The sequence below is a fragment of the Streptomyces thermoalcalitolerans genome (genome assembly GCF_039525155.1).
In the GTDB taxonomy this organism is placed as follows: Bacteria; Actinomycetota; Actinomycetes; order Streptomycetales; family Streptomycetaceae; genus Streptomyces; species Streptomyces thermovulgaris.
This window is the reverse complement of record NZ_BAAAHG010000069.1, coordinates 1-25,008: the sequence shown is the minus strand read 5'-3', so window position 1 is coordinate 25,008 and position 25,008 is coordinate 1. Positions and strand designations below refer to the sequence as shown.

Annotated in this window: 17 protein-coding genes; 8 read left to right on the top strand and 9 right to left on the bottom strand. The window is 73.0% G+C overall.

Annotated elements, in window-relative coordinates; all coding sequences use genetic code 11:
• Both ABD224_RS26540 and ABD224_RS26535 read left to right on the top strand, forming a co-directional pair.
• On the top strand, positions 1 to 1,177 hold a 1,177-nt coding region (locus ABD224_RS26540; RefSeq protein WP_344054314.1), incomplete at its 5' end, for a tetratricopeptide repeat protein.
• A 69-nt stretch (positions 1,178 to 1,246) separates the two neighbouring features.
• The gene (locus tag ABD224_RS26535; RefSeq protein ID WP_344054312.1) at positions 1,247 to 2,824 is read left to right on the top strand and encodes a phytoene desaturase family protein; all 1,578 of its coding nucleotides are present in this window, start codon (positions 1,247 to 1,249) and stop codon (positions 2,822 to 2,824) included.
• Positions 2,825 to 3,024: 200 nt separating this feature from the next.
• Here the strand turns inward: ABD224_RS26535 and ABD224_RS26530 are convergent, their stop codons facing one another.
• The gene (locus tag ABD224_RS26530; RefSeq protein ID WP_344054309.1) at positions 3,025 to 3,408 is read right to left on the bottom strand and encodes a peptidase inhibitor family I36 protein; all 384 of its coding nucleotides are present in this window, start codon (positions 3,406 to 3,408) and stop codon (positions 3,025 to 3,027) included.
• A 278-nt stretch (positions 3,409 to 3,686) separates the two neighbouring features.
• Here ABD224_RS26530 and ABD224_RS26525 point away from each other — a divergent pair, with 278 nt between their 5' ends.
• The gene (locus ABD224_RS26525) at positions 3,687 to 4,070 is read left to right on the top strand and encodes a VOC family protein (protein WP_344054307.1); all 384 of its coding nucleotides are present in this window, start codon (positions 3,687 to 3,689) and stop codon (positions 4,068 to 4,070) included.
• A 125-nt stretch (positions 4,071 to 4,195) separates the two neighbouring features.
• On the opposite strand, the gene ABD224_RS26520 is transcribed toward ABD224_RS26525, so the two are convergent.
• The 5 genes from ABD224_RS26520 to ABD224_RS26500 all read right to left on the bottom strand — a co-directional run bounded on the left by ABD224_RS26520 (position 4,196) and on the right by ABD224_RS26500 (position 14,042).
• Positions 4,196 to 6,211: a protein kinase domain-containing protein gene (locus ABD224_RS26520; RefSeq protein ID WP_344054305.1), complete on the bottom strand. Its 2,016-nt coding sequence runs from the start codon at positions 6,209 to 6,211 to the stop codon at positions 4,196 to 4,198.
• Between the two features lie 146 nt (positions 6,212 to 6,357).
• Positions 6,358 to 7,950 (bottom strand): VWA domain-containing protein, encoded by a 1,593-nt coding sequence (locus ABD224_RS26515; RefSeq protein WP_344054303.1) that lies wholly within the window; start codon positions 7,948 to 7,950, stop codon positions 6,358 to 6,360.
• 30 nt (positions 7,951 to 7,980) lie between these two features.
• Complete coding sequence (locus ABD224_RS26510; RefSeq protein ID WP_344054301.1) at positions 7,981 to 10,587, bottom strand: hypothetical protein; 2,607 nt, start codon at positions 10,585 to 10,587, stop codon at positions 7,981 to 7,983.
• Positions 10,588 to 10,623: 36 nt separating this feature from the next.
• A complete protein-coding gene (locus ABD224_RS26505; protein ID WP_344054299.1) occupies positions 10,624 to 12,093 on the bottom strand; it encodes a hypothetical protein in 1,470 nt (489 codons plus the stop codon).
• A gap of 95 nt (positions 12,094 to 12,188) precedes the next feature.
• Entirely contained in the window at positions 12,189 to 14,042 is a 1,854-nt protein-coding gene (locus ABD224_RS26500; RefSeq protein ID WP_344054297.1) for a hypothetical protein, read from the bottom strand.
• A 431-nt stretch (positions 14,043 to 14,473) separates the two neighbouring features.
• Between ABD224_RS26500 and ABD224_RS26495 the strand changes: the two genes are divergently transcribed.
• The 3 genes from ABD224_RS26495 to ABD224_RS26485 all read left to right on the top strand — a co-directional run bounded on the left by ABD224_RS26495 (position 14,474) and on the right by ABD224_RS26485 (position 17,595).
• Positions 14,474 to 15,973, top strand: coding sequence for an acyl-CoA synthetase (locus ABD224_RS26495; RefSeq protein WP_344054293.1), 1,500 nt, complete (start codon positions 14,474 to 14,476; stop codon positions 15,971 to 15,973).
• Between the two features lie 119 nt (positions 15,974 to 16,092).
• On the top strand, positions 16,093 to 16,956 hold the full coding sequence (locus ABD224_RS26490; RefSeq protein ID WP_344054291.1) for a universal stress protein: 864 nt from the start codon (positions 16,093 to 16,095) through the stop codon (positions 16,954 to 16,956).
• A gap of 141 nt (positions 16,957 to 17,097) precedes the next feature.
• On the top strand, positions 17,098 to 17,595 hold the full coding sequence (locus tag ABD224_RS26485; protein ID WP_344054289.1) for a hypothetical protein: 498 nt from the start codon (positions 17,098 to 17,100) through the stop codon (positions 17,593 to 17,595).
• Between the two features lie 188 nt (positions 17,596 to 17,783).
• Here the strand turns inward: ABD224_RS26485 and tnpA are convergent, their stop codons facing one another.
• Positions 17,784 to 18,200: an IS200/IS605 family transposase gene (gene tnpA / locus ABD224_RS26480; protein ID WP_344054287.1), complete on the bottom strand. Its 417-nt coding sequence runs from the start codon at positions 18,198 to 18,200 to the stop codon at positions 17,784 to 17,786.
• A 25-nt stretch (positions 18,201 to 18,225) separates the two neighbouring features.
• On the opposite strand from tnpA, the gene ABD224_RS26475 reads away from it, so the two are divergent.
• Positions 18,226 to 19,452 (top strand): RNA-guided endonuclease InsQ/TnpB family protein, encoded by a 1,227-nt coding sequence (locus ABD224_RS26475; protein ID WP_344054285.1) that lies wholly within the window; start codon positions 18,226 to 18,228, stop codon positions 19,450 to 19,452.
• 13 nt (positions 19,453 to 19,465) lie between these two features.
• On the opposite strand, the gene ABD224_RS26470 is transcribed toward ABD224_RS26475, so the two are convergent.
• Complete coding sequence (locus tag ABD224_RS26470) at positions 19,466 to 21,445, bottom strand: N-acetylmuramoyl-L-alanine amidase (RefSeq protein WP_425581059.1); 1,980 nt, start codon at positions 21,443 to 21,445, stop codon at positions 19,466 to 19,468.
• Positions 21,446 to 21,818: 373 nt separating this feature from the next.
• Positions 21,819 to 22,937 carry an aminoglycoside phosphotransferase family protein gene (locus ABD224_RS26465; protein WP_344054281.1) on the bottom strand — a complete coding sequence of 373 codons (1,119 nt, stop codon included), beginning with the start codon at positions 22,935 to 22,937 and terminating at the stop codon, positions 21,819 to 21,821.
• A 237-nt stretch (positions 22,938 to 23,174) separates the two neighbouring features.
• Here ABD224_RS26465 and ABD224_RS26460 point away from each other — a divergent pair, with 237 nt between their 5' ends.
• Complete coding sequence (locus tag ABD224_RS26460) at positions 23,175 to 24,668, top strand: DNA-binding protein NsdB (protein ID WP_344054279.1); 1,494 nt, start codon at positions 23,175 to 23,177, stop codon at positions 24,666 to 24,668.
• The last annotated feature ends 340 nt before the right edge of the window (positions 24,669 to 25,008 follow it).

Below are 25,008 nucleotides of genomic sequence, written 5' to 3'. Positions count from 1 at the left end.
GCCCGTGCCCGCCGTCCGCCCCGGCCCGCCCCCGGCGACCCCCGGGGCCCTCGCCGACCGGTACCGCGCGGGCCTGCGGCTCGGACGCCTCGGCCGCTGGAAGGAGGCCGGCGAGGTGCACCGCGCGGTCGCCGACGAACGCGCCCGTCTCCTGGGTCCCGACCACCCCGACACCCTCGCCAGCCGCTACGAGGTGGCGTTCGCCCTCAGCCGCACCGGGCGCGCCGCCGACGCGCTGCGCGAGTACAAGCAGGTGACCGCGGCCCGCATCCGGGTGCTGGGTCCCGACCACCCCGACACCCTCGCCGCCCGCCAGGAAATGGCGTACGTACTGGGCCGGCTGGGCCGTCACGCCGACGCGCACCGGGTCTACACCGCCGTGCTCGCCGCCCGCGAGCGCACCATGGGCCCGGACCACCCCGACACCCTGCGCTGCCGCCACAACCTCGCCTTCAGCCTCAGCCGGCTCGGCCGCGCGGAGGACGCCTGCCGCATGGCCCGTCAGGTCGCCGCCGACCGCGCCCGGGTGCTCGGACCCCTGCACCCCGACACCCTGGTCACCCGCTACGAAGTCGCCTATCTGCTGGGACAGTCGGGCCACTGGGCCGAGGCCCTGCAGACCTATCGCGAGGTCGCCGGGGCCCGCGCCCGGGTACTGGGTCCCGACCACCCCGACACCCTCGCCGCCCGCCAGGAAATGGCGTACGCACTGGGCCGGCTCGGCCGCGGCGCGGAGGCGCTCCGGCTCTACCGCGACCTGGTCGCGGACCGCACCCGCGTCCAGGGCCCGGACCATCCCGAGACCCTGCGCGCCCGCCACGGCATCGGCGTCAACCTCGGACGTCTCGGCCACTGGGAGGAGGCCCTCGCCGAGGCCCGTGACGTATGCGCGATCCGTGAACGCGTCCTGGGCGCCGATCACCCCGACACCCTGGTCAGCCGCCGCGAGGTGGCCGTGAGCCTCGGCTGGCTCGGCCGCTGGGCCGAGGCGCTCACCGAGTACCGGCGGGTGGCCGCCGACCGTGAGCGCGTCCTGGGTGCCGGCCACCCCGACACGCTCACCAGCCGCAGCGACGAGGCCCGCTGCCTGGAACGGCTCGGCCGCGGCGCGGAGGCCGCCGAGCTGCGCCGCAGGGTGGCCGCGCTGCGCCGGCAGCAGGAGGCCGGCACCCCCTGAGCCGGCCGCCCCGTGCGCACGGCCCGCGGCACCCTGGCCGAAGCGGATCACCGCGTGCTACGAAGAACCATGCGCGCACACGAGGCACACGGGACGTACGACGCCGTCGTCGTCGGCGGCGGGCACAACGGACTGGTCGCCGCCGCCTACCTGGCCCGGGCCGGTCGGTCGGTGCTCGTGCTGGAGCGGCTGGACCACACCGGCGGCGCGGCCGTCTCCACCCGCCCCTTCGCCGGTGTGGACGCCCGGCTGTCCCGCTACTCCTACCTGGTCAGCCTGCTGCCGCAGAAGATCGTCCAGGACCTGGGCCTGGACGTCCGGCTGCGCCCCCGCACCATCTCCTCGTACACGCCCGTCGAACGGGACGGCCGGCCCACCGGGCTGCTGGTGGGCGGGGGAGAACAGCGCACCCGCGAGGCGTTCGTCCGGCTGACCGGCTCCGACCGCGAGTGGGAGGCCTGGCGGAGCTTCTACGGCATGACCGGCCGGGTCGCCCGGCGGGTCTTCCCCACGCTCACCGAGCCGCTGCCCACCCGTGAGGAACTGCGCCGCCGCATCGACGACGAGAACGCCTGGCGGATCCTGTTCGAGGAGCCGATCGGCGTCGCCATCGAGGACCGTTTCACCGACGACCTGGTCCGCGGCGTGGTCCTCACCGACGCCCTCATCGGCACCTTCGCCGACGCCCACGACCCGTCCCTGGCGCAGAACCGCTGCTTCCTGTACCACGTGATCGGCGGCGGCACGGGAGCCTGGGACGTGCCGGTCGGCGGCATGGGCGCCCTGACCGACGCCCTCGCGACCGCCGCACGCCGGGCGGGCGCCGTCATCGCCACCGGCCACGAGGCGGTACGGGTGGCGAGCGACGGCACCAGCGCCGAGGTCACCTACCGCACCCGGAACGGCGAGGGCACCGTCGGCGCCCGGCACGTCCTGGTGAACGCCTCCCCGCAGACCCTGGCCGCACTGACCGGCGACACACCGCCCGAGCCCGCCGAGGGAGCCCAGCTGAAGGTGAACATGCTGCTCAAGCGGCTGCCCAGGCTCCGTGACCCCTCCGTCGACCCGCGCGAGGCCTTCTCCGGCACCTTCCACATCGCCGAGGGCTACGAGCAGCTGGCCACCGCCCACGCCCAGGCCGCCGCCGGCGCGCTGCCCGCCACGCCGCCCTCCGAGATCTACTGCCACTCCCTGACCGACCCCACGATCCTCGCCCCCGACCTGGTCGAACAGGGCTACCAGACGCTCACCCTGTTCGGTCTGCACACCCCGGCCCGGCTCTTCGCCCGCGACAACGACGCCGTCCGCGACGAACTGCTGAAGTCGACGCTCGCCCAGCTCGACGCCCACCTCGCCGAGCCGCTCGCCGACTGCCTGGCGACCGACGCCGAGGGCCGGCCCTGCATCGAGGCGAAGACCCCGCTGGACCTGGAGCGGGACCTGCGCCTGCCCGGCGGCAACATCTTCCACCGGGCGCTGAGCTGGCCGTACGCGCAGGAGGGCACCGGCCGCTGGGGTGTGGAGACCCGGTACGCCAATGTGCTGCTGTGCGGCGCGGGCGCGGTGCGCGGCGGCGGGGTCAGCGGAGTGCCCGGGCACAACGCGGCCATGGCGGTCCTGGAGGGCACGGGCGGCACGGACGGCTGAACGCCTCCGCCGGGCGGGGCACTCCGCCTGAGACAGCGTCACTTGACGTCACTTCAACGGACCGAACGAAGTGCAAAGAGCCGCGAGGTGCCCACCAGGTGCAAAGAGCCCTTCAACGAGAGGCGACGAGGGACGCCTTGCGTGCATCCGCGGGAAGCCGGTGGGCCTGCCCCCCTCGCCGGGGGCAGGCCCTGCCGCGGTCACTGCGGCTTGAAGGAACGGATCTGGTAGTTCCCCTGCAGATTGCCTCCGGCACCCGCCGGGGTGGAACCGACACGGTTCTTGTAGTTGGTCTGCGTGTAGTACTGCACCCGGTGTCCGGTCCCGTTCCACACGGAGCGGACGTTCTGCCCCTTCTGGATGAAGGAGCAGTCGTCGGCCGTGTTCGCCTTGCTGGCCTGCTTCCACTGGCAGCGGGTCCCGCGGCCGTTCCAGTCGCTGTAGATGCAGAAGTACCCGGAGGTGCAGTTGTAGTCGACGGCGGGGGCCGCGTCCGCGGCCGGGACGACGCCGAGGGACGCGGCCAGGGCCACGAAAGAGACGGCGAACGAGCGGACACCGCGAAGACCACGAGCACGTTGCATGAGACGGACTCTCCTTTCCCTCACCGGTGGCCCTGGACGGGCCCGTCCTTCAGAGGACGCCACAGCGCCGGAACCGGAACCAAGAGGAATCCGGATAATCCACCCCTTGGTGGGAATCGCCTCGCCCCGCCGATCGCTGGTGTGTCCGGGGCGGGTCCTGCCGCCCGCAGGGGCGCAGCGCGCCTTCCGCCGGCACGCGGCCGGTCGACTCCCGGCGCGGCCGGTCGACTCCCGGAATTTCTCAAGCACTCGCCCCGCACTTCCGTACACTGCCGGGCGTGGCATGCCGCATCAGTGAGCTGGTCATCGACTGCGCCGACCCCGAACGACTCGCCGCGTTCTGGAGCGAGGTCCTCGGTTACGTCGAACTCGGCCGGGAGGACGACGGGAGCATCGAGATCGGGCCATCCGGCGCCGGCTTCGGCGGTCCGCAGCCCACTCTCGTCCTCAGCCCCAGCAGCGACCCGCGGACCGGGAAGCTCCGCCTGCACATCGACGTCAGTCCCACCGACCGCGACCAGGACGCCGAGCTGGAGCGGCTGCTCGCTCTCGGCGCCCGGCCCGTCGACGTCGGCCAGACCGGCACCGAGAGCTGGCACGTCCTGGCCGACCCGGAAGGCAACGAATTCTGCCTTCTGCGCACCCGGATCCAGCCCCTCTGAGCCATGCGCCCCGACGCCGGGCCGTTCGGCCGTGCGAGTGAGGCCGGGCGGTGCCCGGGCACAGGGCGGTGGAAGAACGGCGGCAGCCGCACCCGGAAGACCGGGCACGGTGCGGAAGGCCGCCCTCAACGGGTGACGGCCGCGCCCCCGCCACCGGGTCCGCGGCCCCCGCCGGACGGCGGACCGGCGGCCGCGTCCGGTGCCGCGACGGAGGGCAGCGTGTGCAGGGTTCCGCCGGACGAGGCGGCGTGCACGCTCCGGCCCCCGGGGGCGCAGACCGCCGCCAGGATCTGGCCGCCGAGGTCGAAGCTCTGCAGCGATGCCCCGTCCACCGCGTCCAGCAGGTGCAGCCGGCCGCTCCAGCCGCCCGCGTACACCGCGGCACCGTCGGTGCACAGGGTGAAGAACTCCTCCCGCTCCCCGTGGTGCACGCGCCAGCGCGGCTCGCCGGTCGCCGCGCTGTGACAGTGGACCGTGCCCGCGGTGTCCCCGGCGATCACCGTGTCGACCACCCTGACGGGCGGAGCCACCACGGGCGCGCCGAGCCGCTTCTCCCACACGGTGGAGCCGTCGGCGGCGGCCAGGCATCTCAGGGTGCCGTCGCCGTCGGCGACCACGAGGTGCTCCTCCAGCGGCAACGGCGGCGCGAGGACCGGGGCCGGCAGCCGTACGGGCGTCTTCCAGGACAGCGCTCCGTCCTCGTCGTCGACGGCGAGGATCTCCATGCCCTGCGCGGCCGACAGATACACCTGCCGGATCCCGGCTGCGACGGGCACGGCCGGGGTACCCGAAGTACCGGTGAGGGGACCGGTCCGCCACCACAGACAGCGCGTGACCGCGTCGAAGTGGTGCAGCAGGCCGTCGGGGTCGCCGAGGAACACACTCTGCCCGCGCAGCACCACCCGCGCCTGGCCGAGGCCGTCCGGCGGCACGGCCCACCACATGCGGTGCTCCCGTGTGCTCCAGGACTCCAGCCGGCCGGCGGAGTCGCACACCAGCAGGACGTTCCCGTCCGCGTGCAGCCGCACCGGCGCCGTGAGGCCCGTGCGGTGGGCCGTCTCCTCCCCTGTGGTGCCGTCCAGCCGGCGCACCGCACCGCTGTTGTCGGCGACGACCACGTCCCCCTCCGCGGTGACCACCACACTGTGCGGCCACTCCCCGACTCCGGCGCTCCAGTGGCGCCGGCCGGGGCGGAACGGCACGGTCAGGTCGGCGGCGTCGCCCGCCCCGGCCAGGAAGTCCCGCAGTTCCGCGCGGTAGGCGGCCAGGGTGCGGGCGACATCGGCCGGCAGCCGCAGGGCGCCGGGCCGGCCGAGACCCTCGGCGACTTCGTCCAGGTGCGGCCGGTCGGCCGGGTCCTCCTCCAGGCAGGCGCGGACCAGCCGGCCCAGGGCGTCGTCCGGCAGTCCGGAGACGTCGGGCGGGACGCCGGTGACACGGCGCGTCAGCATGGCCCCGGCGTCGCTCTCCGCGGTGTACGGCGGATGCCCGGTGAGGGCGTACAGGAGAACGGCGGCGATGCCGAAGACATCGGTCGCGTACCCCGTCCCGGCCAGTCCCCGGACCTGTTCGGGGGCGCAGAAGTGCGGATGGCCGATGACCATGTCGAGGGGCAGCGTGACCCGCTGGCCGCGGATCCGGGTCAGCCCGAAGTCGATGATCCACGGTCCGTCCCGGGTCAGCAGGATGTTCCCCGGGTGCAGGTCCCGGTGCAGCAGTCCCTTGCGGTGCGCGGTCGTCAGGGTGTCGACGAGCTCGGCGGCGAGCGTGTGCACCGTGTCGCGGGGCAGGGGGCCGCCGTGCGATTCCACGACACGGTACAGCGACAGACCCGGGATGAAACGGGTCGCCAGGGTGGGCTGCCGGCCGGCACCGAGGTCCAGCGCGAGCAGCTCGGGGATCCGTGCTCCCCGGCACCGGTCGAGCGCCTTGCTCTCCTGGACGAAGCGCTGCATGTGCTGGGTGTCCTCGGTGAACTCGCGTTTGAGGACCTTCACGGCCGCGAGGGTGTCCGGGCCGTGCCCGCCGCCCGGCCGCCGGCCGAGGTAGACCGTGCCGAACCCGCCCGTGCCCAGCCTGCCCAGGAGCCGGAAGCCCGCCGCCTCGGACGGGTCGACGGCCGGATCCAGCGGCATCACCATGTCGATGTCCTTTCTTCGGAGGGGCTCAAGATGGGCTCGGGCCCGGTACGGGGCGCTCGGCAGAGGGGTCCGGGACGGCGTGCGTGCCATGGTGTGCGTGCCATGGCGTGTCGGGTGTGCGTGCCATGGCGTGCCGTCGGGGCGCGTCACCGCAGGACGGCCGCCTCGCTCTCCTGCTTGTGCGAGAAGCCGATGCCGCACAGCACCGTGGACTTGCCGAGCTCGCAGGTTCCGGTGTCGCACAGCCGCTCACCGCCCGGACGGGGAGCGTCGCGCTCGCACCGCAGGACGAGCATCGGACGGCCGGCCTTCTGCCGGCCGCGCACGGTGACGCGTGCCCACACCTGCCCGGCGTCCGTCTCCTGGGTGACTTTCCGGCCGTGCAGGGGGATCTCCTGGCGGTTGCCGGTCCGCAGGTCGGTGACGATCAGAACGCCGGTGAGCAGGGGGGCGTGCCGCTTGTAGCCGCGCCAGGCGGCCGCCGCGCCCAGCAGCAGGACGAGCAGGACGAGGGGAGGGAGCCAGCCGGGCGTCCGGCCGGGCACCGTGCCCCGCAGGGCGAGTTCGGTGACCACGGGTGCGCCGGTGGAGAACTCCGCCTCTCCCAGGGACCCCCGGATCGTGGACGTCCACGGAGAGGAGACCGCGGCACGCAGGCCCACCCGGCCCTCGTAGTCGCGCGAGCCGGGAATCAGGCTGAACCGGGGATCCTGACGCCAGGTCAGCGTCACCCGCACGGTCTTTTTCCCACCCGGCTCCAGGGTGACGGGACCGGCCGGGCTCGTCGAGGTCACCCTGGCCCCGCCGGTGCCGCCGGTGCCCGTCAGCCGGACGTCCAGCGGCACGTACCGGGCCTTCGACACCAGGGTCACGTCCAGGGTCCGGGTCCGCTCGCCGGTGCGGTCCCCGGTCCGGACGGTGACCTGTCCGCCGTCCGCTCGGCGCACGTCCTCGCCGGCGACCGACACGGTGACCGTGGCGCCCCGGTCGGCGCGGAGCAGACTTGCGGCCTTCTGCGCACGGACCTGGTCCTTGGCGGTGCTGAGCTGGGAACCCAGGGCCGCGGGGTCGACCGGCAGGATGCGCGGGGCGCCGAAGGCGCTGCCGAGGACCTCGGAGACCCCGGTGCCCTCGGTGAGCGGAAGCCCGTAGCCCATGATCTTGCGGTTCGTGCCCAGCTCGGTGTACCGCTCCCGCAGCTGCCGCCAGGCCGGGTTGCCCAGCCGGGCGTACGGGCTGCCCGGCGCGTTGACGGCGCCGTCGGTGAGCATCAGTACGGCCCCGACCGGGGCCTCGCTGCGGTCGAGCTGGTCGGCGGCGGCGTCCAGTGCGGCGCCGTGGTCGCTCGCCGACTCCTGCGCGACTTTGGGCAGTTCCTTGTCGAAGAGGCCGTCGGTCCGGTCTGCCGGGGACATCGGGTGGACGACACCGGTCGCCCGGCCGAAGGTGACGACGGCCACCTGGTCGGCGGGTGTGAGCGAGCCGATGAAGCCGGCCAGGCGGCGCTTGACGGTGGTGTAGAGCGGTACGCCGTCGGGACCCTTGTCCTGCATGGAACTGGAGACGTCGACGAGGACGACGTAGGCCGCCGGGACGTCGTCGACCTTGAGCGAGCGGTAGATGTCCTCGCGCGGTACCGGGGGGTCCGCGGCCATGGCGGGTGCCGTGCCGCCGAGGGTCAGCAGGACGGCGAGGGCGAGCAGGACGGCGCGGCGGGCCGTCGCCCGGATGGTGAGCATGAGGTGTGTCCCCCCTGGGGCGTGCTTCGTTCAGATGAGGGTGCGGCGGGCGGAGTCGCCGAACCTGCGCAGGCGGCTGATCTTCTGCTCGAGCAGTGACCGTTCGTCCTGGAGCTTTCGGATTTCCCAGGAGATGGCGGAGGTCCGCTGCATCAGCTGACGGATGGCGTATGCGCAGTACTGCTGCAGGACGGAGCGGTCCGAGCCGCTTCTGGCGAGGGCGTCCTCCAGGCGTTCACGTTTCTCCCGGGCGCGGACGCGCCCGACGTACGGCACCCACTGCCTTTGGTAGGCCTCGAGGAACTCGTGGACCCGTTCGCCGGGGCGGCCGCGGACGGCCCAGGCCTCCACGGCCGCGCAGAGCCGGTCGTCCTCCGCCCCGGCGCGACGGGCCTTCCACGCCTGTACGGCCAGTGCTTCGCAGTCCTCCGGCGTGCCCGAGAGACGCTGCGCGACGCGGTGCATCTCGCGGAGCGGAAGGGAGGGCCGCAGTTGCGGCATCCGTTCGGCGACCCTCTCCAGCCATCGCCGGTCCTCGGTCGTCTCGTTCCACTGCGGTGCCTGGGTGGCCAGCTGCTCCACGGCGTCGAGGACGGCCTGCCGCGGGGGCTGATCGGGCCAGTCCAGGATCCGCAGGGTCAGCTCATGGGCGGCCGGTCCGGGGCCCTCGCCGCTGTCCGGGTCCACCGAGAGGACGCCTTCCAGCAGACGGTGGACGATCGTCGCGGTGTGCCGGCGCAGGGCGCGCAGACCGAGTTCCGTCCGGAGGGTCGCGGCATAGGTGTCCACCCGGCCGGCCAGGCCGGGAGAACCCGGTTGCCGCGCCGCCGGGACCAGGGCGGTGAAACCGGACGGTGGCAGCCCGGTCAGGACGCACAGCATGTCCCAGCGGGCCGCGGTCTGGGGCAGCAGCCCGGCAGGCCGTCGCCCGAGCGCGCGGTCGAGCGCCGCCCGGAGCGCCGTACCGTCCGCGGGCGGGGCTGTGGAGGCGACGCAGCCGACAAGCCCCTGGAAGAAGTCGGGATGCAGCACGGCGTCGGCGTGTCCGCAGACGGCCGCGGCCTCCAGCAGCCGTGCCGCCGCCGCGGGGTGGCCGGCCGCCCACTTGCGGTGGGCCTCCGGCGGACAGGTACCGGAGCGCAGCAGCTCGAGCAGCAGGGGAAGTTCGGGATGACCGGCGACGTCGGCCCCCGGTCCGTCGCAGAGCCACGTGAGCCAGGCGAGGAGACCACGGGCCGGATCCGGCCCGTCGCACAGGGCCCGGACGAGCCGGCCGGCGAGGCCGGGGACGGTACGCAGCAGGGACTGCGTGAGACTCATGGTGCCCACGGTGAACGGGACCACGGCGGGCAGGAGTTGCTCGGCCACCGGGTCGGACGCCGTCCCCGAACGGGCTTGCCGGAGCTGCTCGATGACGTAGGCGAGCGCCCCGTCCAGTCCGTGGAGAGCCTCCCTGGTGTCCGGGAGGGCGGCGCGCATGCTCTCGAAGTTGCTCCGGGCGATGTCCGTCCGGCCGTCGAGCAGGTCCTCGATCAGCTTGGCGCGGTAGCGCTGCAGGACACCGGGTTCGGACACATGGGGTGCCAGGGCGGCCAGGTCGGTGGAGGGCCCCGCGAGTTTTCGGTCGGCGAGCACGGCGAGGGACTCCGGGTCGATCTCCGGCCGGCTGAGGGCCAGATCGACCCGCTCACCGGGCACCTCGTGGCCCTCGAGGACCTCCTGGGCGACGGCGAGCGCCGGGTTCAGCGCGGCCAGCACCTCCCGGGCACGGACATGCGCGTCGGGAGCGGCGATGTCCAGCGGTTCCCCGGCGTCGGCCAGATGCCGCAGGACCCTCTCGCTTCCGTGCTCGGCCCAGCTCCGGATGAGCAGGTCGTGGTAGGAGCGTGCCGGCGGGGACAGCGCGCCGAGGTCCGGTTCCCCGCTGCCCCAGGACAGGCCGGTCTGCCCGGGAGAGCCCGTGGCGGTGCCCCAGTACAGCCGCATGGGCACCTCGGAACCGGAGGACGTACAGGTGGCGGCGGAGAGGGTGCTGCGCATACCGAAGGGCAGCAGGGCGGCTATGGTGTCGAGGACGAGCAGCAGCTCCAGCGGTTTCCAGCCCCGGGCGCCGGTCACCACCAGGGGGCCGTCCAGCAGATAGGCCGCGGCGGCCGCCATCCACACGATGCTCTCGGACACCCGGGGGGTGACGAGACGACTGATCCGGGTGAGCAACCGGTCGCCGGCTTCGAAGGGCAGGACGGCCGGTCCGGCACCGGGGTCGGCCGGCCGCGGGACGGCCTGGAGCGCGGCCCGGGCCAGAGCCCACCAGCCCAGTCCCGCCGCGTGGACCTCCTCGTAGGGGACGGCGAAGTGGGTGACCTGGTGGATCCGGCGGTTCGCGCGGTCGACGGAGTCCGTGGCGTCCAGGAGGAAGACGCCGATCGTGCGGAGCCCGTCCGGTGCGGTCGTGCATCCAATGGTGATCCACGGCAACTGGTCGCCGTACGCCGGTGTGCCCGGTGACCAGTGGAGGACGGCACTGTTGAAGTCGGCGCTCCGGCCGGGCGGATGGGCGGCGAGAATCCGGTAGCCACTGTTGGTGCGGGGCTCCTTGCCCCACACGGCCCAGTCGGCGATCAGCCTCTGTTCCATGGCGTTTCCTCTCTTCGAGCGGGTGTCGAGGCCGGATCAGGACTGCATCGGGCCGAAGCCCCGCAGGAAGAGGAACGGTTCGAGGACGTTGATGGGCCGGGGCGCGGCGACGAACCGGACGGTGTCCTCGACCTGGTTCACCAGGGACGGGTTCTCGAAGTCGAAGCCCCGCTCGGGGTCGACCCAGAAACCGACGGCGGAGCAGACGAAGTACCCGACGCGTTCGGGCGCGAAGAACGACTCGATCTGCTGCTGGATCTCGCGCAGACTGCCGTGCGGGAAGGTTTCGCACAACCCGTCGAACAGCCGCTTGGCGTCCATGACCTCGGGCTGGCCGGTGCGCGGGTTGAGCCGGACGTTGCCCTGCTCGCAGGCGAAGCGGAAGACCCGGTCGTCGTCGAACTTGGCCAGGCAGACGGCGATCCGGTGCGGCAGGAGGTTGCCCTGGCGGTCGCCCCGGATGTTGGTCTCCGTGAGCACTCCGGCGAGGACGTCGGTGAAGAAGTCCGCGTTCTGCCGGGCGTCGGTGTCCGCCGCCCCGTCGTCGCTGTTGACCCGCCACTCGCGCACGGGGTCGACGACGTAGACCATGGCCCGTGAGGCGGCCAGGTCCTTGATGAGCCTGGCCTCGTACTGGGACCCGGTGTGCGAGTACGGGTCGAACGCCTCCCCGGGCATGTCGCGAACGGTGACCTTGAACTCGACCGGTTCCGGCTCGGCCGGTCTGCCGCGCTTCCACCATCTGCGCCCGGCACGGGAGAACCGGGTTCCGGCGAGGTCCCCGGCCAGGGTGAAGCGGATGGGCCGCTGCTCGGTCAGCGTGGCGGGAGGGAACCTCCGCTCGCGGTAGAGGATGCGGCCCAGGTCACTGAGGAACTTCCGTGAGACATGGTCCTCCGGCCAGATGTTCCACTTTCCGTAGACCGGGTCCTGAACGGCCCGGGACAGCGCGGCCAGCAGGGTGGACTTGCCGCTCTCCATACCGCCCCAGAGCGTGACCGTCGACTCGGGTGCGGCAGGCTGCCCTTCCGGTTCCCGGCGGTCCGCCTCCGGACTGTCCCGCCGTTCCGTGACCGCCTTCCGGCGGGCCTTCGCGGACTTCCCGGTGTGCGAGGACGGCCCCTGTTTGCCGGCCTTCTCGAGGACGACGCCGGGCGGTTCCTCCGCGTCGGGTGCGAACCGGGGCCGGGGCAGGACGGACTGCCGTACCCTCTCGTTCTTCTCGTCGTCCTTCTCGTCCTTCTCGTTCTTCTTGTTCTTCTCGTTCTTTTCCTTCTTCTCGTCCGGTGGCGCCGGACGGGAGGCCGCGGGTGCGGAGCCGTTGGCGTCCGCCGGTGGTCCGGCGGGGGAGGTGACCGGCGGGGGCAGGGCGGCCCGGCCTTTGACGAGGGTGGACCGGTCCCAGACCGCGAAGGGCCCCTCCACCTCCCGCTTCTCCTTCTTCTGGTGCTTCTGGTCCGTCCCGTCGTTCTTGTCGCGCTCGGGCCGGGCGTCGTCGTCGACCATGGTTGTGCTCCCGCTTGACGGGCGGCGGAGGGCGTCCGCCGCGCGGTGGTGGTCCGGTCCGCGTGCCGCGCGCACCGGGGGTGCCGGGGACCGCGTCAGCCGGCCACGGCGTGCTGCCAGTCCCCGGCGGTTCCGCCGGCGACGACCAGCCGGATCGGTGCGCCGTCCTGGGACAGGCACAGCGCCGGCGTGGCGACGGCGGAGGCGATCAGCCAGGGGTCGTGGCCCGCGCCGAACCGGCCCTCGGTGCCGAACGCCTGCCAGGCCTGCTCGGCCCAGCGCGCCAGATGGGGTTCGCCCTGCGGGTCGTCCATCCAGGCCGGTTCGTCCACGACCGCCACGCACGCGATGCCCTCGTAGTGGCGTGCCGCGTCCAGCTCGGCCCGCCAGTCCAGCCGGTCGGGGCAGATGCGCACGGGCGCGCCGCGCCGCACCACCCGGGGAGGGCGGGCGTGCGGATACGGCGGACGGGAACCGACCACCAGGAGCACCCGGTGGCTGCCGGCCCGCCACAGATGGCGCCATTCGGACAGTTCCCGGGGCACGTGCTCCAGCCCGGTGGCGAAGTCGTGCCGCAGCGGGTGGGGGCGCCAGGCCCTCAGGGCCCGTGCGGCATCCGGGGCCGGGCACGGGCCCACCCGGTGCACGACGGGGGCGTGGTCGCGCGGCCGGTGGAGGGGGTCGTGGTCCCGGTAGCCGATCAGTCCCACCCGGAGCGTGTCGTCACCGCCGACCGCGTCGTGCACGGCGGTGACGACGGCCGTGGCCTCCTGCAGGCGTTCCTCGACCGCGCCGCCCCCGTCGGCCTGCGGGCCGGCGATCTCCACGGCGACCACCAGGTCGACCGGGCAGGGCCGGGAGAGCCGCCGGGGAGTCCCGGACGCCAAGGCGGCCCAGGACGTGGACTCGGGTTCGTGGCGGCCGTCGTAGCGCAGCTCCACCCGATGTCCTTGGTGCAGCGAGTAGCACAGGGTGGTCCGGGAGCCAGGAGGCAGTTCGAGCCGGTCGATGCGCAGCGAGCGCCATCGGGAGGCCTGCTCGTCGAGTCCGGTGACGACGGCGGCGGCGCTCTCCCCGGTGGTCGCGCCGGGCGGGGGCGCGGCGACCGGCACACGGACGACGGGACCGGTGGCGACGCGGTCGTCCACCCGGCTGCCGGCGGGGAACAGCGGCCGGCGCACCAGGTCCACCGTCCCCGAACCGCCGTCGACGTGGGCGGCGGCGAGCCACACCGTGGTGCGCAGCGGCAGTTCGGCCACCAGATCATCCGGTGTCATCGGCCAGTGCGCGGGCAGCCGCAGGCACAGCAGGGCGCCCGACTCCGTCCGCACCTCCTCGGCCGCCCGCTCCAGCGGCTGCCAGCCGGCGGCTCTGACGGCGAGCACGAGCGGTTCCGTCCCGTCGCGGTACGCCGCCCGGACGAAGGCGCCCAGGGATGCGCGGAGCGCGGCACCGACCCCGGCGGTGGTCTCGTCCCCGCCGCCCGCGAGCAGGAAGAGCCGCTGCGGCCGCTTCCGCGGAAGTTCCCTGGAGGCAGGGGGCAGTTCCGTCCACGACGACTCGGCGATCCGTACCGTCTCCGGACCGGTCGCACCCGGCGCGTAGACCAGTCGGCTCAGGCGCAGGCGTTCGCAGCCGATCTCCAGGACGTCCAGGGCCGGGAAGACGCCGGAGGCGAGACGGGTGAGCACCCAGCCCAGGCCCGCCCGTGACCGCCCGGCGTGTTCCTGGGCGAGGACGTCCCGCCAGGCCGCGTGCCAGGCCCCGGGTGCGGGCGCCGCGTTCGTCCGGGGCAGCAGTTCCGCCGCCCGGTGCGGGGCGGGCGGCGCCGGGCGGCCGCCGTTCTCCTCCACGCCGCGTGTCAGGGGCCCACCGGCCAGCAGATCCGCGACGCGGAGCGCGGCCCGAAGGCCGGCCGCCCGGAAGTCCTCTTTATTGTCCGACGGCACTGTTCCCCACCCCCCGATACGGTCACCCGTTCCCTTGGCAGGGCGGCGGGCGACCGCTGTCGCACATGAATTCGGAATCAGGCATGGGAAAGCCCAGCGAAGAGGCGCCATGACCGATCGCAGATCCCGGACCCCCGATCCGGTTACAGATCACATTATCGCCAGTTGAGCGGTTGAAAACCTTATTCGTGGGATTTTTGTTGCTACGACTGTCCCGGAGGTGGAGGGGTGAGGGGAGACGGAGAGGAAGGGATGAGGGGAGAGAGGAGAAAAGAAGCAGGAATTTTTCTGCTGTCAATCCATTCGCGAATGCGAGAATATTGGAATTGGCTGAAATTGATCGGATCTGATCACTTCAGGGGTCGCATCCGGCCCCCGGAGACGCGGGGATGCTTGACCTGCTCCCGCCGGCAGGTCGATGATCATGTGTCATGACGCCTGGACACGGGAGCACGGTCGACGGAGTCCTGCGGCGCAGCGCCCGGCGCCTCCCGGCGCGGGTCGCCGTCGAGTACGGCGACCGGTCGTGGACGTACGCGGAACTCGACGACGCCGTCTCCCGCGCGGCGAGCGTCCTGCTCGACCAGGGCCTCGCGCCCGGCGACCGGGTCGGCGCCTACGGCCACAACTCCGACGCCTACCTGATCGCCTTCCTCGCCTGTGCCCGCGCGGGCCTGGTGCATGTGCCGGTCAACCAGAACCTGACCGGCGACGACCTCGCGTACATCGTCGGCCAGTCGGGCAGCACCCTGGTCCTCACCGACCCGGACCTGGCCGGGCGGCTGCCGGACGGCACACGGACGCTGGCGCTGCGCGGGACCGACGACTCGCTGCTGGCCCGCCTGCCCTCCGCGGCGCCGTACGACGGCCCCGAACCGCGCACCGAGGACCTGGTGCAGCTGCTCTACACCTCCGGCACCACCGCCCTGCCCAAGGGCGCGATGATGACCCACCGGGCGCTGGTCCATGCCTACCTGAGCGCGATCACGGCCCTCGACCTCAGCGCGGGGGACCGCCCCGTCCACTCGCTGCCGCTCTACCACTCGGCACAGATGCACGTGTTCCTGCTGCCGTACCTGGCCGTGGGCGCCACGAACATCGTCCTGGACGCGCCCGACGGCGACCGGCTCCTCGACCTGATCGAGGCGGGGCGCGTGGACAGCCTGTTCGCCCCGCCCACGGTGTGGATCGGCCTCACGGGCCGCCCCGACTTCGCCACCCGCAACCTCGACGGGCTGCGCAAGGCGTACTACGGCGCGTCGGTCATGCCGGTGCCGGTCCTGGAACGCCTCCGTGAACGCCTGCCGAAGCTCGCCCTCTACAACTGCTTCGGCCAGAGCGAGATCGGCCCGCTGGCCATGGTGCTGGGCCCCGACGAGCACAAGGGCCGGATGGACTCCTGCGGCCGGCCGGTGCTCTTCGTGGACGCCCGGGTCGTCGACGAGGAGGGCAAGGACGTGCCCGACGGCACACCCGGTGAAATCGTCTACCGCTCCCCGCAGCTGTGCGAGGGCTACTGGGACAGGCCCGAGGAGACCGCCGAGGCCTTCCGCGACGGCTGGTTCCGCTCCGGCGACCTCGCCGTCCGCGACCCGCACGGCTACTACACGATCGTCGACCGGGTGAAGGACGTCATCAACTCCGGTGGCGTCCTGATCGCCTCCCGCCAGGTCGAGGACGCCCTGTACACGCACCCCCGGGTCGCCGAGGCGGCCGTGGTCGGGCTCCCCGACGACCACTGGATCGAGGCCGTCACCGCCTTCGTCGTCCCCCGCGGCGAGGTCACCGAGTCCGAGCTGATCGCCCACGCCCGCGAAAAGCTGCCCTCCTTCAAGGTGCCCAAGAAGGTCTTCCTCGTGGACGAACTGCCCCGCAACGCCAGCGGAAAGATCCTCAAGCGCGAACTGCGCGACCGGTTCGCCGGCACATGACCCTCCACCTGCCGGCACAGCCCGTCCCGTCCGCCCCGGCCTGAGCCCGCGCCCGTGGTCCGAGCCGCTCCGGTCCCGGGACCGTCGTCCGGGGAACCGCCGTCCGAGGAGAGGAACCCATGAGCAGCCTGCCGGTCGTCGCCGCGGTCGACGGGTCCCACGACAGCCTGCGTGCCCTGGACTGGGCCCTCGACGCCGCCCGAAGGCGCGGTGCGCGACTGCGGGCGGTCCATGTGCGGCAGTACCCGGCCCGGGGCGACGACGACCCGGTGCTCGACCGGGTGCGCGCCCACCTCGAGGACCGCACCCACGGCATCGAGGTGGAGTACACGGGGCTGGACGGACAGCCCGGCGTACTGCTGCCCGAACTCGGCTCCACCGCCCAGCTGTTGGTGCTCGGCTCACGCGGACGCGGAGGCTTCGCCGGCCTGCTGCTCGGCTCCAGCGGTCTGGCCGCCGCCCGCGACGCCGACTGCCCGGTCGTCGTGGTGCCCCGGCCCGGCCGCGAGGTCCACGGCGAGGCGCCGGGCGGACCCGGGCCCCGTGTGGTCGTCGGCGTGAACGCCGCCGGCCCCGACGAGGCCACGCTCGCCTTCGCCTTCACCGAGGCCGCTCTGCGCGGGGCCCGGCTCCAGGTGGTCACCGCCTACCCGTGGCCGGGCCCCACCTGGATGGCCCCCGGCGAACTCGCCCCGCCCATGATCGACCAGGAGGCCGTGGAGAGCGACACCCGGACCCTGATCGACGACCTCCTCGCCCCGCACCGCGCCCGCCGCCCCGACGTCCGGACGGAGTCCTGGGTCGCCCCCGGAGACGCGGCCGGGCACCTGGTCGCCGCCTCCCGTGACGCGGAACTGGTCGTGGTCGGCCGCCACCGCCGCCGTCCGCCGGCACCGGCCCGCATGATGGGCTCGGTCACCCAGGCCGTCCTCCTGCACGCGGCGAGCCCCGTCGCGGTGGTGCCGCCGTCCCCGCGGGAGTGACGGCGGCGACGGACCGACGGCAGCCGTACCGCTCCGCCTCCCGCCGCGCGGGACCGCTTCTCCCGGCCCCGGGGACGGCCACCACCGTTCCCGGGCGGCCCGCACGCCGCACAGCGGGCCGGGGCACGTACCATGGGCGGCATGTCGTTCCTCCGCCGCCGCAGTGCCAAACCCGCCGGGCCCGACTTCGACGTACTGGCCGTGGACCCGGGAGACTGGCCCGGCGACCTCGGTGCCGGGCTGCTGCCCGCGCCCGACGGCACCTGCCAGGGCGTCTTCCTGCGGTACGACCTGTTCGGCGGCCGCGGCACCGCGATGATCATCGGCAATCTGCCCGAGGGCTCGCCGGCCCGCGAGGTCGCCGAGGGCGAGGTGCCCTTCGAGGTCGCCCAGCTGCTGCAGGCCCTGGGCAACGACGAGAAGGTCACCGTCGACGGCGTCGAGGACGTGCCGGTGATGCAGGGCGACAACCTGCTGATCGTGCGCCGGCTGAAGCTCTCGGAGAGCCGGATCTCCTGCGTGCAGTTCGACCGCAGCGACGGCGTCCTGGTGACCATCGCCGCCTGGGACCGCCCGATCACCGACGACCTGTACGCCCTGCTCAAGCCGCTGCCCGCCGAGCTGTTCCAGCAGGGCTGACCGGGAGCGGCGGAAGGACCTGCCCGCCGGACCTGCCCGCCGGACCAGCCCATCGGGTCGACCCGGCACAGTCGGCCCTTCCGCCGCTTCCGGCAGCCGCTGCCGGGATCGTCGGCGGTGCTGCGGGCTTTGACCCGGTGGGTGAGGCCGGGCGGGGCGTTGCGGTGTCTGCCGCGCGGCGGGAGTGCTCACAGCGGCCGGGTTTGCTGCTCGATGTACTGCCTGACGACACTGAGCGGCGCGCCGCCGACCGACCCGGCGAAGTACGAGCCGGACCACAGGCGCTGTGCCCGCCAGTGGTGGCGGGTGAGGTCGGGGAACTCTCGGCGGAGCTTGCGGGAGGGCACGCCTTTGAGGGAGTTCACCAGCCTGGACACGGCGATCTTCGGCGGGAAGTTCACCAGCAGGTGGACGTGGTCGGCCCCGCCGTTGAACTCGGTCGGCTCGGCCTCGAAGTCCTCGCACGCGGCTCGCATGATTTCCGCGCACCGCCTCAGGTGCCGGTCGGCGAAGACGGCGTGCCGGTACTTCGTTGTGAAAACCAAATGGGCGTGCGGGCGGAAGACGCAGTGGCGGCCTGTGCGAATGTTCTCATCGGTACCCATAAACCAACTGCGTATCGTGATCTGTGTGCAGCTTCGGTACAGCTTCCGCCTGTACCCGACGCCGGGGCAGCGCGTGGCGTTGGCGAAGGCGTTCGGGTGTGCGCGGGTGGTCTTCAACGACGCGTTGCGCGTCCGCGAGACCGCCCGCGCGGCGGGGCTGCCGTTCGTCACCTCCGCCGAGCTGTCCAGGCGCCTGACGGCCGCGAAGAAGACCCCCAAGCGGGCGTGGCTCGGCGAGGTGTCGGCCGTCGTGCTGCAGCAGTCTCTGCGGGACCTGGATGCCGCGTACCGGAACTTCTTCGACGGTCTGAAGGGCAAGCGCCCGAAGACGGGGCCTCCCCGGTACAAGTCGAAGCGGGACACCCGGCAGTCGATCCGGTTCACCGCCAACGCGTCCTGGCGGATCACGGCGGGCGGGAGGCTGCGCCTGCCGAAGATCGGCGATGTGAAGGTGAAGTGGTCCCGTCAGCTCCCCTCCGCACCATCCACGGTGACGGTGGTCAAGGACAGCGCGGGCCGGTACTTCGCGAGCTTCGTCGTCGAGACCGGCCCGTCCGAGGTGCTGCCCGAGACCGGCGGTGCGGTCGGGATCGATCTCGGCCTGAGGCACTTCGCCGTCCTGTCCGACGGCACGAGGATCGACAGCCCGCGCTTTTTGCGCCGCGCCGAGAAGCGCCTGAAGAAAGCCCAGCGGGATGTGTCCCGCAAGCAGAAGGGCTCCAGGAACCGGGACAAGGCCCGGCTGAGGGTCGCCCGCGCTCACGCGCGGGTGGCCGACGCGCGCCGCGAGTTCCATCACCAGCTCTCCACCAAGCTGATCCGCGAGAACCAAGCGATCGCCGTGGAGGACCTGGCGGTGAAGGGACTCGCCCGCACGCGCCTGGCCAAGTCCGTGCACGACGCCGGATGGTCGGCGTTCGTGAGCATGCTGGAGTACAAGGCCGCCCGCTGCGGGCGGACCTTCGTGAAGATCGGCCGGTTCGAGCCGACCTCGCAGGTGTGCTCACAGTGCGGCGCCAAGGACGGCCCCAAGCCCCTCCACGTCCGCACCTGGACCTGCGGGGCCTGTGGGGCCGTCCTGGACCGGGACACCAACGCGGCGGTCAACGTCGCCAGGGCCGCCGGACTGGCGGTGTCAGCCTGTGGAGCGCAGGTAAGACGGGCACTTGTGCCCGCACAGCGCGGTGAAGCAGGAACCCACCCGAAGCCTTCACCCGCGCGGTGGGAGCAGGCGGGAATCCCCGGCCTTTAGGCCGGGGAGGATGTCAAAGGGCCGACGGCTCCAGCCGTACGTCGGCGGCCCGCACGAACGCCACCCGGTGGCCGAACTGGATCTCGTAGTACAGATCCTTGCCGGTCACCACCCGGTGCGAGTCCGTGGTGAAGGTCACCGAGTAGTAGTACTCACCCCGCACCAGGTCCCCCACCACGTACTTCTGGCCCGCGGGCAGCCGGTACGGCAGCGGCGACACCGGCTGCACGGGCACGCCCGCCGGATAGGCCTCCTTCTCCGGATACGCCCTGCCGTAGACGGGCACACTGTCCACCCCGGGCTTCGGCGTCACCACCAGCCCGGCCGCGTCCACCGCCGTCGGCCGTCGCACCGGGTTCTGGAACCAGGCCTTCTGCCCCAGGTACCAGATCGCCGTCCAGTCGCCCTGCCGTTCGGCGACCGCGTACTGCTGGCCGGTCTCCACCCGGGAGGCGATGTCGTTCACGTCGGTCGTGGAGGCGCCGCCGTCCGGTCTCAGCCCGATGTCCTTGATCAGCGGCGAGGAGGTGTCGGGCCGTGAGTACAGCCGCACCGCGCTGGAGCCGTGCGGGGCGCAGGGCCGGCCGCGGTCGGTGCAGCCCGTGTACTCGGGCCGGTTCGCGGCGTAGTCGGGGCGGATCGTCACCATGCCGCCGTTCCTGCCCGCGGTCGGCTCGAGGGGGCGGCCCAGCAGTTCGAAGTAGTGCCGCCAGTCCCAGTAGGGCCCCGGGTCGGTGTGCATGCCCGGGATGGACCCGGCCGTCGGCCCCGGCACGGTGTCGTGACCGAGGATGTGCTGCCGGTCCAGCGGGATGTGGTACTTCGCGGCGAGATGCTTCACCAGCCGTGCCGAGGCGCGGTACATCGCCTCCGTGTACCAGGCGTCCGGCGAGGTGAGGAAACCTTCATGCTCCAGACCGATCGACGTGGCGTTGACGTACCAGTTCCCCGCGTGCCAGGCCACGTCCTTGGTCTTCACATGCTGGGCGATGTGCCCGTCGGTGGAGCGCAGCGTGTAGTGCCAGGACACATAGGTGGGGTCCTGGACGAGATCGATGACCCCGTCCCAGCGGCCCTCCGTGTCGTGGACGACGATGTACCGGATGGACTGTGATTCCGGCCGGTCGCCCAGGTCGTGGTTGCCGTAGTCGCCGTCGCCGAACTCCTCATACGGTGCCGGAATCCACTCGCAGGACACCGAGGCCGGGCACTCCGTGCCGGCCGCGGAGGCACGGCGCAGACCCGTCCGGGCCAGCTGGGCGGTGTCGGGGACCAGGCGGGGCTGCGCGGCCAGGACGACCCGCTGCCCGGTGCCGGTGACGCGCTGCGCCCCGGAGCGGATCACGTCGTAGACGTCGTCGGCGTACGCCGCCGCCGTCGCGCTGTCGTCCGCGCCGGAGAACCGGGCCACCGCTCCGTACCAGTCGGCCGGGTCCGGGCTCAGCGGCTCGCCGAGCTGCTTCTGGGCGGCAGCGAGCAGGGCCGCGCCGCCCCTGATGTTCGCAGAATCGTCACTGCGCAGCCGCTCGGCGGGAATCCCGGTCAGCTCGGCCGCCTTCGTCAGGGTCTTCAGCCGGGCGGGCAGCGCGGAGTTCTCCGGCACCTTCGCGACCGGGCGCAGGGCCGCACGCGCATCGTCCCCGCGCGGGTCCTCCGTGCCCGCGTGGTGATGCGAGGCCCTGGTGAGCGCGGTACGCGCATCGGTGAGGTGCATCGGCCCGTAGCCGCCGGTCACGCTCGGCGCGCCGCCGTGCCCCTCCCACCGGGACTGCAGATACGACACGCCCAGCAGCACACCGAGCGGCACCCGGTGCTCGGCCGCGGCGGAGGCGAACGCCCGCTGCAGCCGCCCGGTGTCGTCCACGGACGCCCTCACGGACGGCGCGGCGCCCAGCAGCGGCACCAGCAGCATCGCCGAGGCGACGGCACCCACCGCGCCACGCATGCGTCTGCCTCCCGGCACGGGTCCGGAAGCGGTGACGGATCCTCGCAAGGCGGCCTCCTGTGCGCTCGGGCGTGACGGGGCGTGCGGGACCGGCGTGGGTCAGTGGTACCGGCTGTCCGACGATCCGTCAATCATGCGCGTCAGAAGGAGAATTCCCCTGCCGACGGCCTCCCCGGCGAGTTTCACCCGGACGCCCCGCACGGTCTGTGCGGCGTCAGTGGCGTGCACCGGTGGCGTCCGGGGCCGCTGCTTCGCAAGGAGGACCGGCCAAGGGAGCGAGGACCGACAGGGGGGACCGACAGGGGTGGAGCGGGCAGGGGAGTGGAGCGGCAGGAGGCCGACGAGGAGCGGGTGCGGGGGACGAGCGGGGGAAACGGTCGCGGCGCGTCCGGGGAGGAGGACGCGCCGCGGGCCGCGGCGGTCAGCGGGTGCCCACGGCCGCGCGTACCGCTCTGCGGGCCAGCTGGCAGTCGTCGTGCAGACGGCGCAGAAGCAGGCGCTGTTCCTCGCCGGACTGGGCGGCGCCCGGATGAGTGGCGTCGTGCATCGAGCGCTGCACGGCCGTCTCGTAGGTGCGGATCTCATGGGTGAGCACGAGCATCAGGTTCACCAGGAACGCGTCCCGCGCGGCCGGGCCGGCCGCCTGGGCGAGCTGGCTGATCTGCCGGCGCGCCGCCGGCGCGTCGCCGAGGACCGTCCACAGCGTCGCCAGGTCGTAGCCCGGCAGGTACCAGCCCGCGTGCTCCCAGTCCACCAGCACTGGACCGGCCGGTGAGAGCAGGACGTTCGCGAGCAGGGCGTCACCGTGGCAGAACTGGCCCATGCCCTGCCGGCCCGCGGCATGCGCGATGCCGTGCAGCAGTTTCTGCAGGTCGCCCAGGTCCCGGTCGGTGAGCAGCCCCAGCTCGTGGTAGCGGGAGATCCGGGCTGCGTAGTCCAGCGGGGTGCCGAACGTACCCGCCGGCGGCCGCCAGGCGTTCAGCCGGCAGATCGCGCCCAGCGCGGCCCGGATGTCCGCCTGCGGCGGTGCCTGGGCCGGGTGCCGCTGGAGCGCGGCCACCCGGCCCGGCGTACGCTCGACGACTAAGGTGCAGCTGTCCGGGTCCGCCGCGATCAACCGGGGCGCTCGCACCGGCGGCCGGTGCCGCACGAACGAGCGGTATGCAGCTATTTCGTGCCGGTAGCGCTCCACCCACGCGGGGGAGTGGTCGAGTAAGCACTTGGCGACGGCCGTACTGCGTCCGGTCGTGCCGACCAGCAGCACGGACCGCCCGCTGCGGCGCAGCACCTGCACCGGAGCGAACTCCGGACAGATCCGGTGCACCGAGGCGAGCACCGTGCGCAGCTGGGCGCCCTGAGGGCCGGACAGGTCGAGTCTGCCGCTGAGCGGCTGCGTGCCGAGCCCCGCGGCGCGTCGCGGACGGACCGCACCGGGCACGGGGGCCGCCGGACGCGCGGGGTCGAGGTAGGGGCCGCCGGCGCCCGGACGGGGACGCGGCGACCTGGGCGGGGCGGACACGGAGGACGATGCTGCGTACATGGGCGATACAGATCCCTTCGTGTGCCTGCTGCTTCACGCGCGCTGCCCGCGGCCCGGACGCCTGGGTGCACCCTGGGGAATGTCCCTCGGTGACCGGGCCGGGGTGGCGCGTTCCTACCTGACACCCGATGGGCAGTGGCACACCATCTGGCGAACCCTGGCGAACCCTGGCGAATAGTCGCCGGGCAAGTCCTGTCGGGGCTACTGTCAACTCAGCCGAGTACCTGGGGGCTTGACGTGGCAGGACAACCCAACACCCGTCTCGCGGACCTGTTCGGCCTGGCCGGCTGGTCCAAGGGGGAGCTCGCGAGGCTCGTCAACCGGAAGGCGGCGGCCATGGGCCATCCCCAACTGGCGACCGATACCTCCCGGGTACGGCGCTGGATCGACATGGGAGAGATCCCGCGCGATCCCGTGCCACGGGTGCTGGCGGCCCTGTTCACCGAGCGTCTCGGCCGTGTCGTGACCATCGAGGACCTAGGTCTGGTGCGGCGCGGGCGTGCGGGGAAGCGGCAGGGCGGCGGGAGTGCGGAACATCCCGACTCAGTGCCGTGGACGCCCGAGCAGACCGCCGCGGTCCTCACCGAATTCACGGGAATGGACCTCATGCTCAACCGACGCGGCTTGGTGGGCGCGGGCGCCGCGCTCGCCGCGGGATCCGCACTCAGCAGCGCCATGCACGACTGGCTGCACACCGATCCGACCCTCAAGACCGACGCTCCCGACACCGACCGTCCCCTGCACGCCGACTCCGCCGGGTTCGACCGCTATGACGCCGCTCCCATCGGGTCGCAGGAGATCGAGGAACTGGAGCGCTCGGTACAGGTGTTCCGGGCCTGGGACGCGGCCCGCGGGGGCGGGTTGCAGCGCAAGGCGGTGGTCGGCCAGCTCAACGAGGTGGGCGGCATGCTCGCCTACCGTCACCCGCCCCACATCCAGCGGCGCCTGTGGGGCGTCGCCGCCAATCTCGCGGTCCTGGCCGGCTGGATGTCGCACGACGTCGGCCTGGAGCCCACCGCCCAGAAGTACTTCATCATCGCCGCCCATGCCGCACGGGAGGGCGGCGACCGTCCCCGCGCCGGCGAGGCGCTGTCCCGTGCGGCCCGTCAGATGGTGCATCTGGGCCGCCCCGACGACGCACTGGAGCTGATGGAACTCGCCCAGTCCAGCTCCGGCGACCGTCTCCAGCCGCGCACCAAGGCGATGTTCCACACCATCGAGGCCTGGGCCCAGGCCTCGATGGGCAGGGGACAGGCCATGCGCCGCACTCTCGGCCAGGCGGAGGAGCTCTTCGTCTCCGACAAGGGCGACGGGGAACCGCTCGACTGGATGCAGACCTTCAAGGACGAGGACCTGTACGGCATGCAGGCGCTCGCCTACCGCACACTGGCGGAGCACGACCCGTCCGCGGCCGTGCACGCCCAGTACTACGCGGAGAAGGCCCTGGCCCTCCGGAACGACGGACGGGAGCGGTCGAGGATCTTCGACCATCTGTCCATGGCCTCCGCCTGCTTCATCGCGGACGACCCCGAACAGGCGGACCGTTACGCACGGTTGGCTCTGATGGCGATGGGGTCGAACTCCTCCCGCCGTACCTGGGACCGGCTGCGTCAGATGTACCGGCTCACCGCCGCGTACGCCAGCTACCCGCAGATCAGCGAACTGCGGGAGGAGATCCGGCTGGCCCTGCCCAAGTCGAAGGGAGGGATCGGCGGGACCGCGCCGGCGTAGCGCCGGCGGCCACGACGTCACCCGGCGGGCGGGCGGCCCGCTGACGACATCCCTGGCGTTCGGGCACCCCGTGGCGTTCCGGGCGCGCCGGACCGCCCCACGGGCGTTCGTACGCGTTCCCGCACGTCGTGTCCCAGGGGGAACCGCGAGGTCACGGCGAGCAGGCGGGGCACGGCGGCCGTTTCCCCCGGCCGTGCCCGAGCGGGGATCCCCGGTGCCGTGGCACCGGTCCGCCGGTGTGCGGCGGGGGCGGGCCACCCGCCCCGAGGGCCCCTCGGCCGGTCCGCGGGGCCCCTCGGCCGGTCCGCGGAAGGCTCCCGGGGCGGTGCCGGACAGGCCG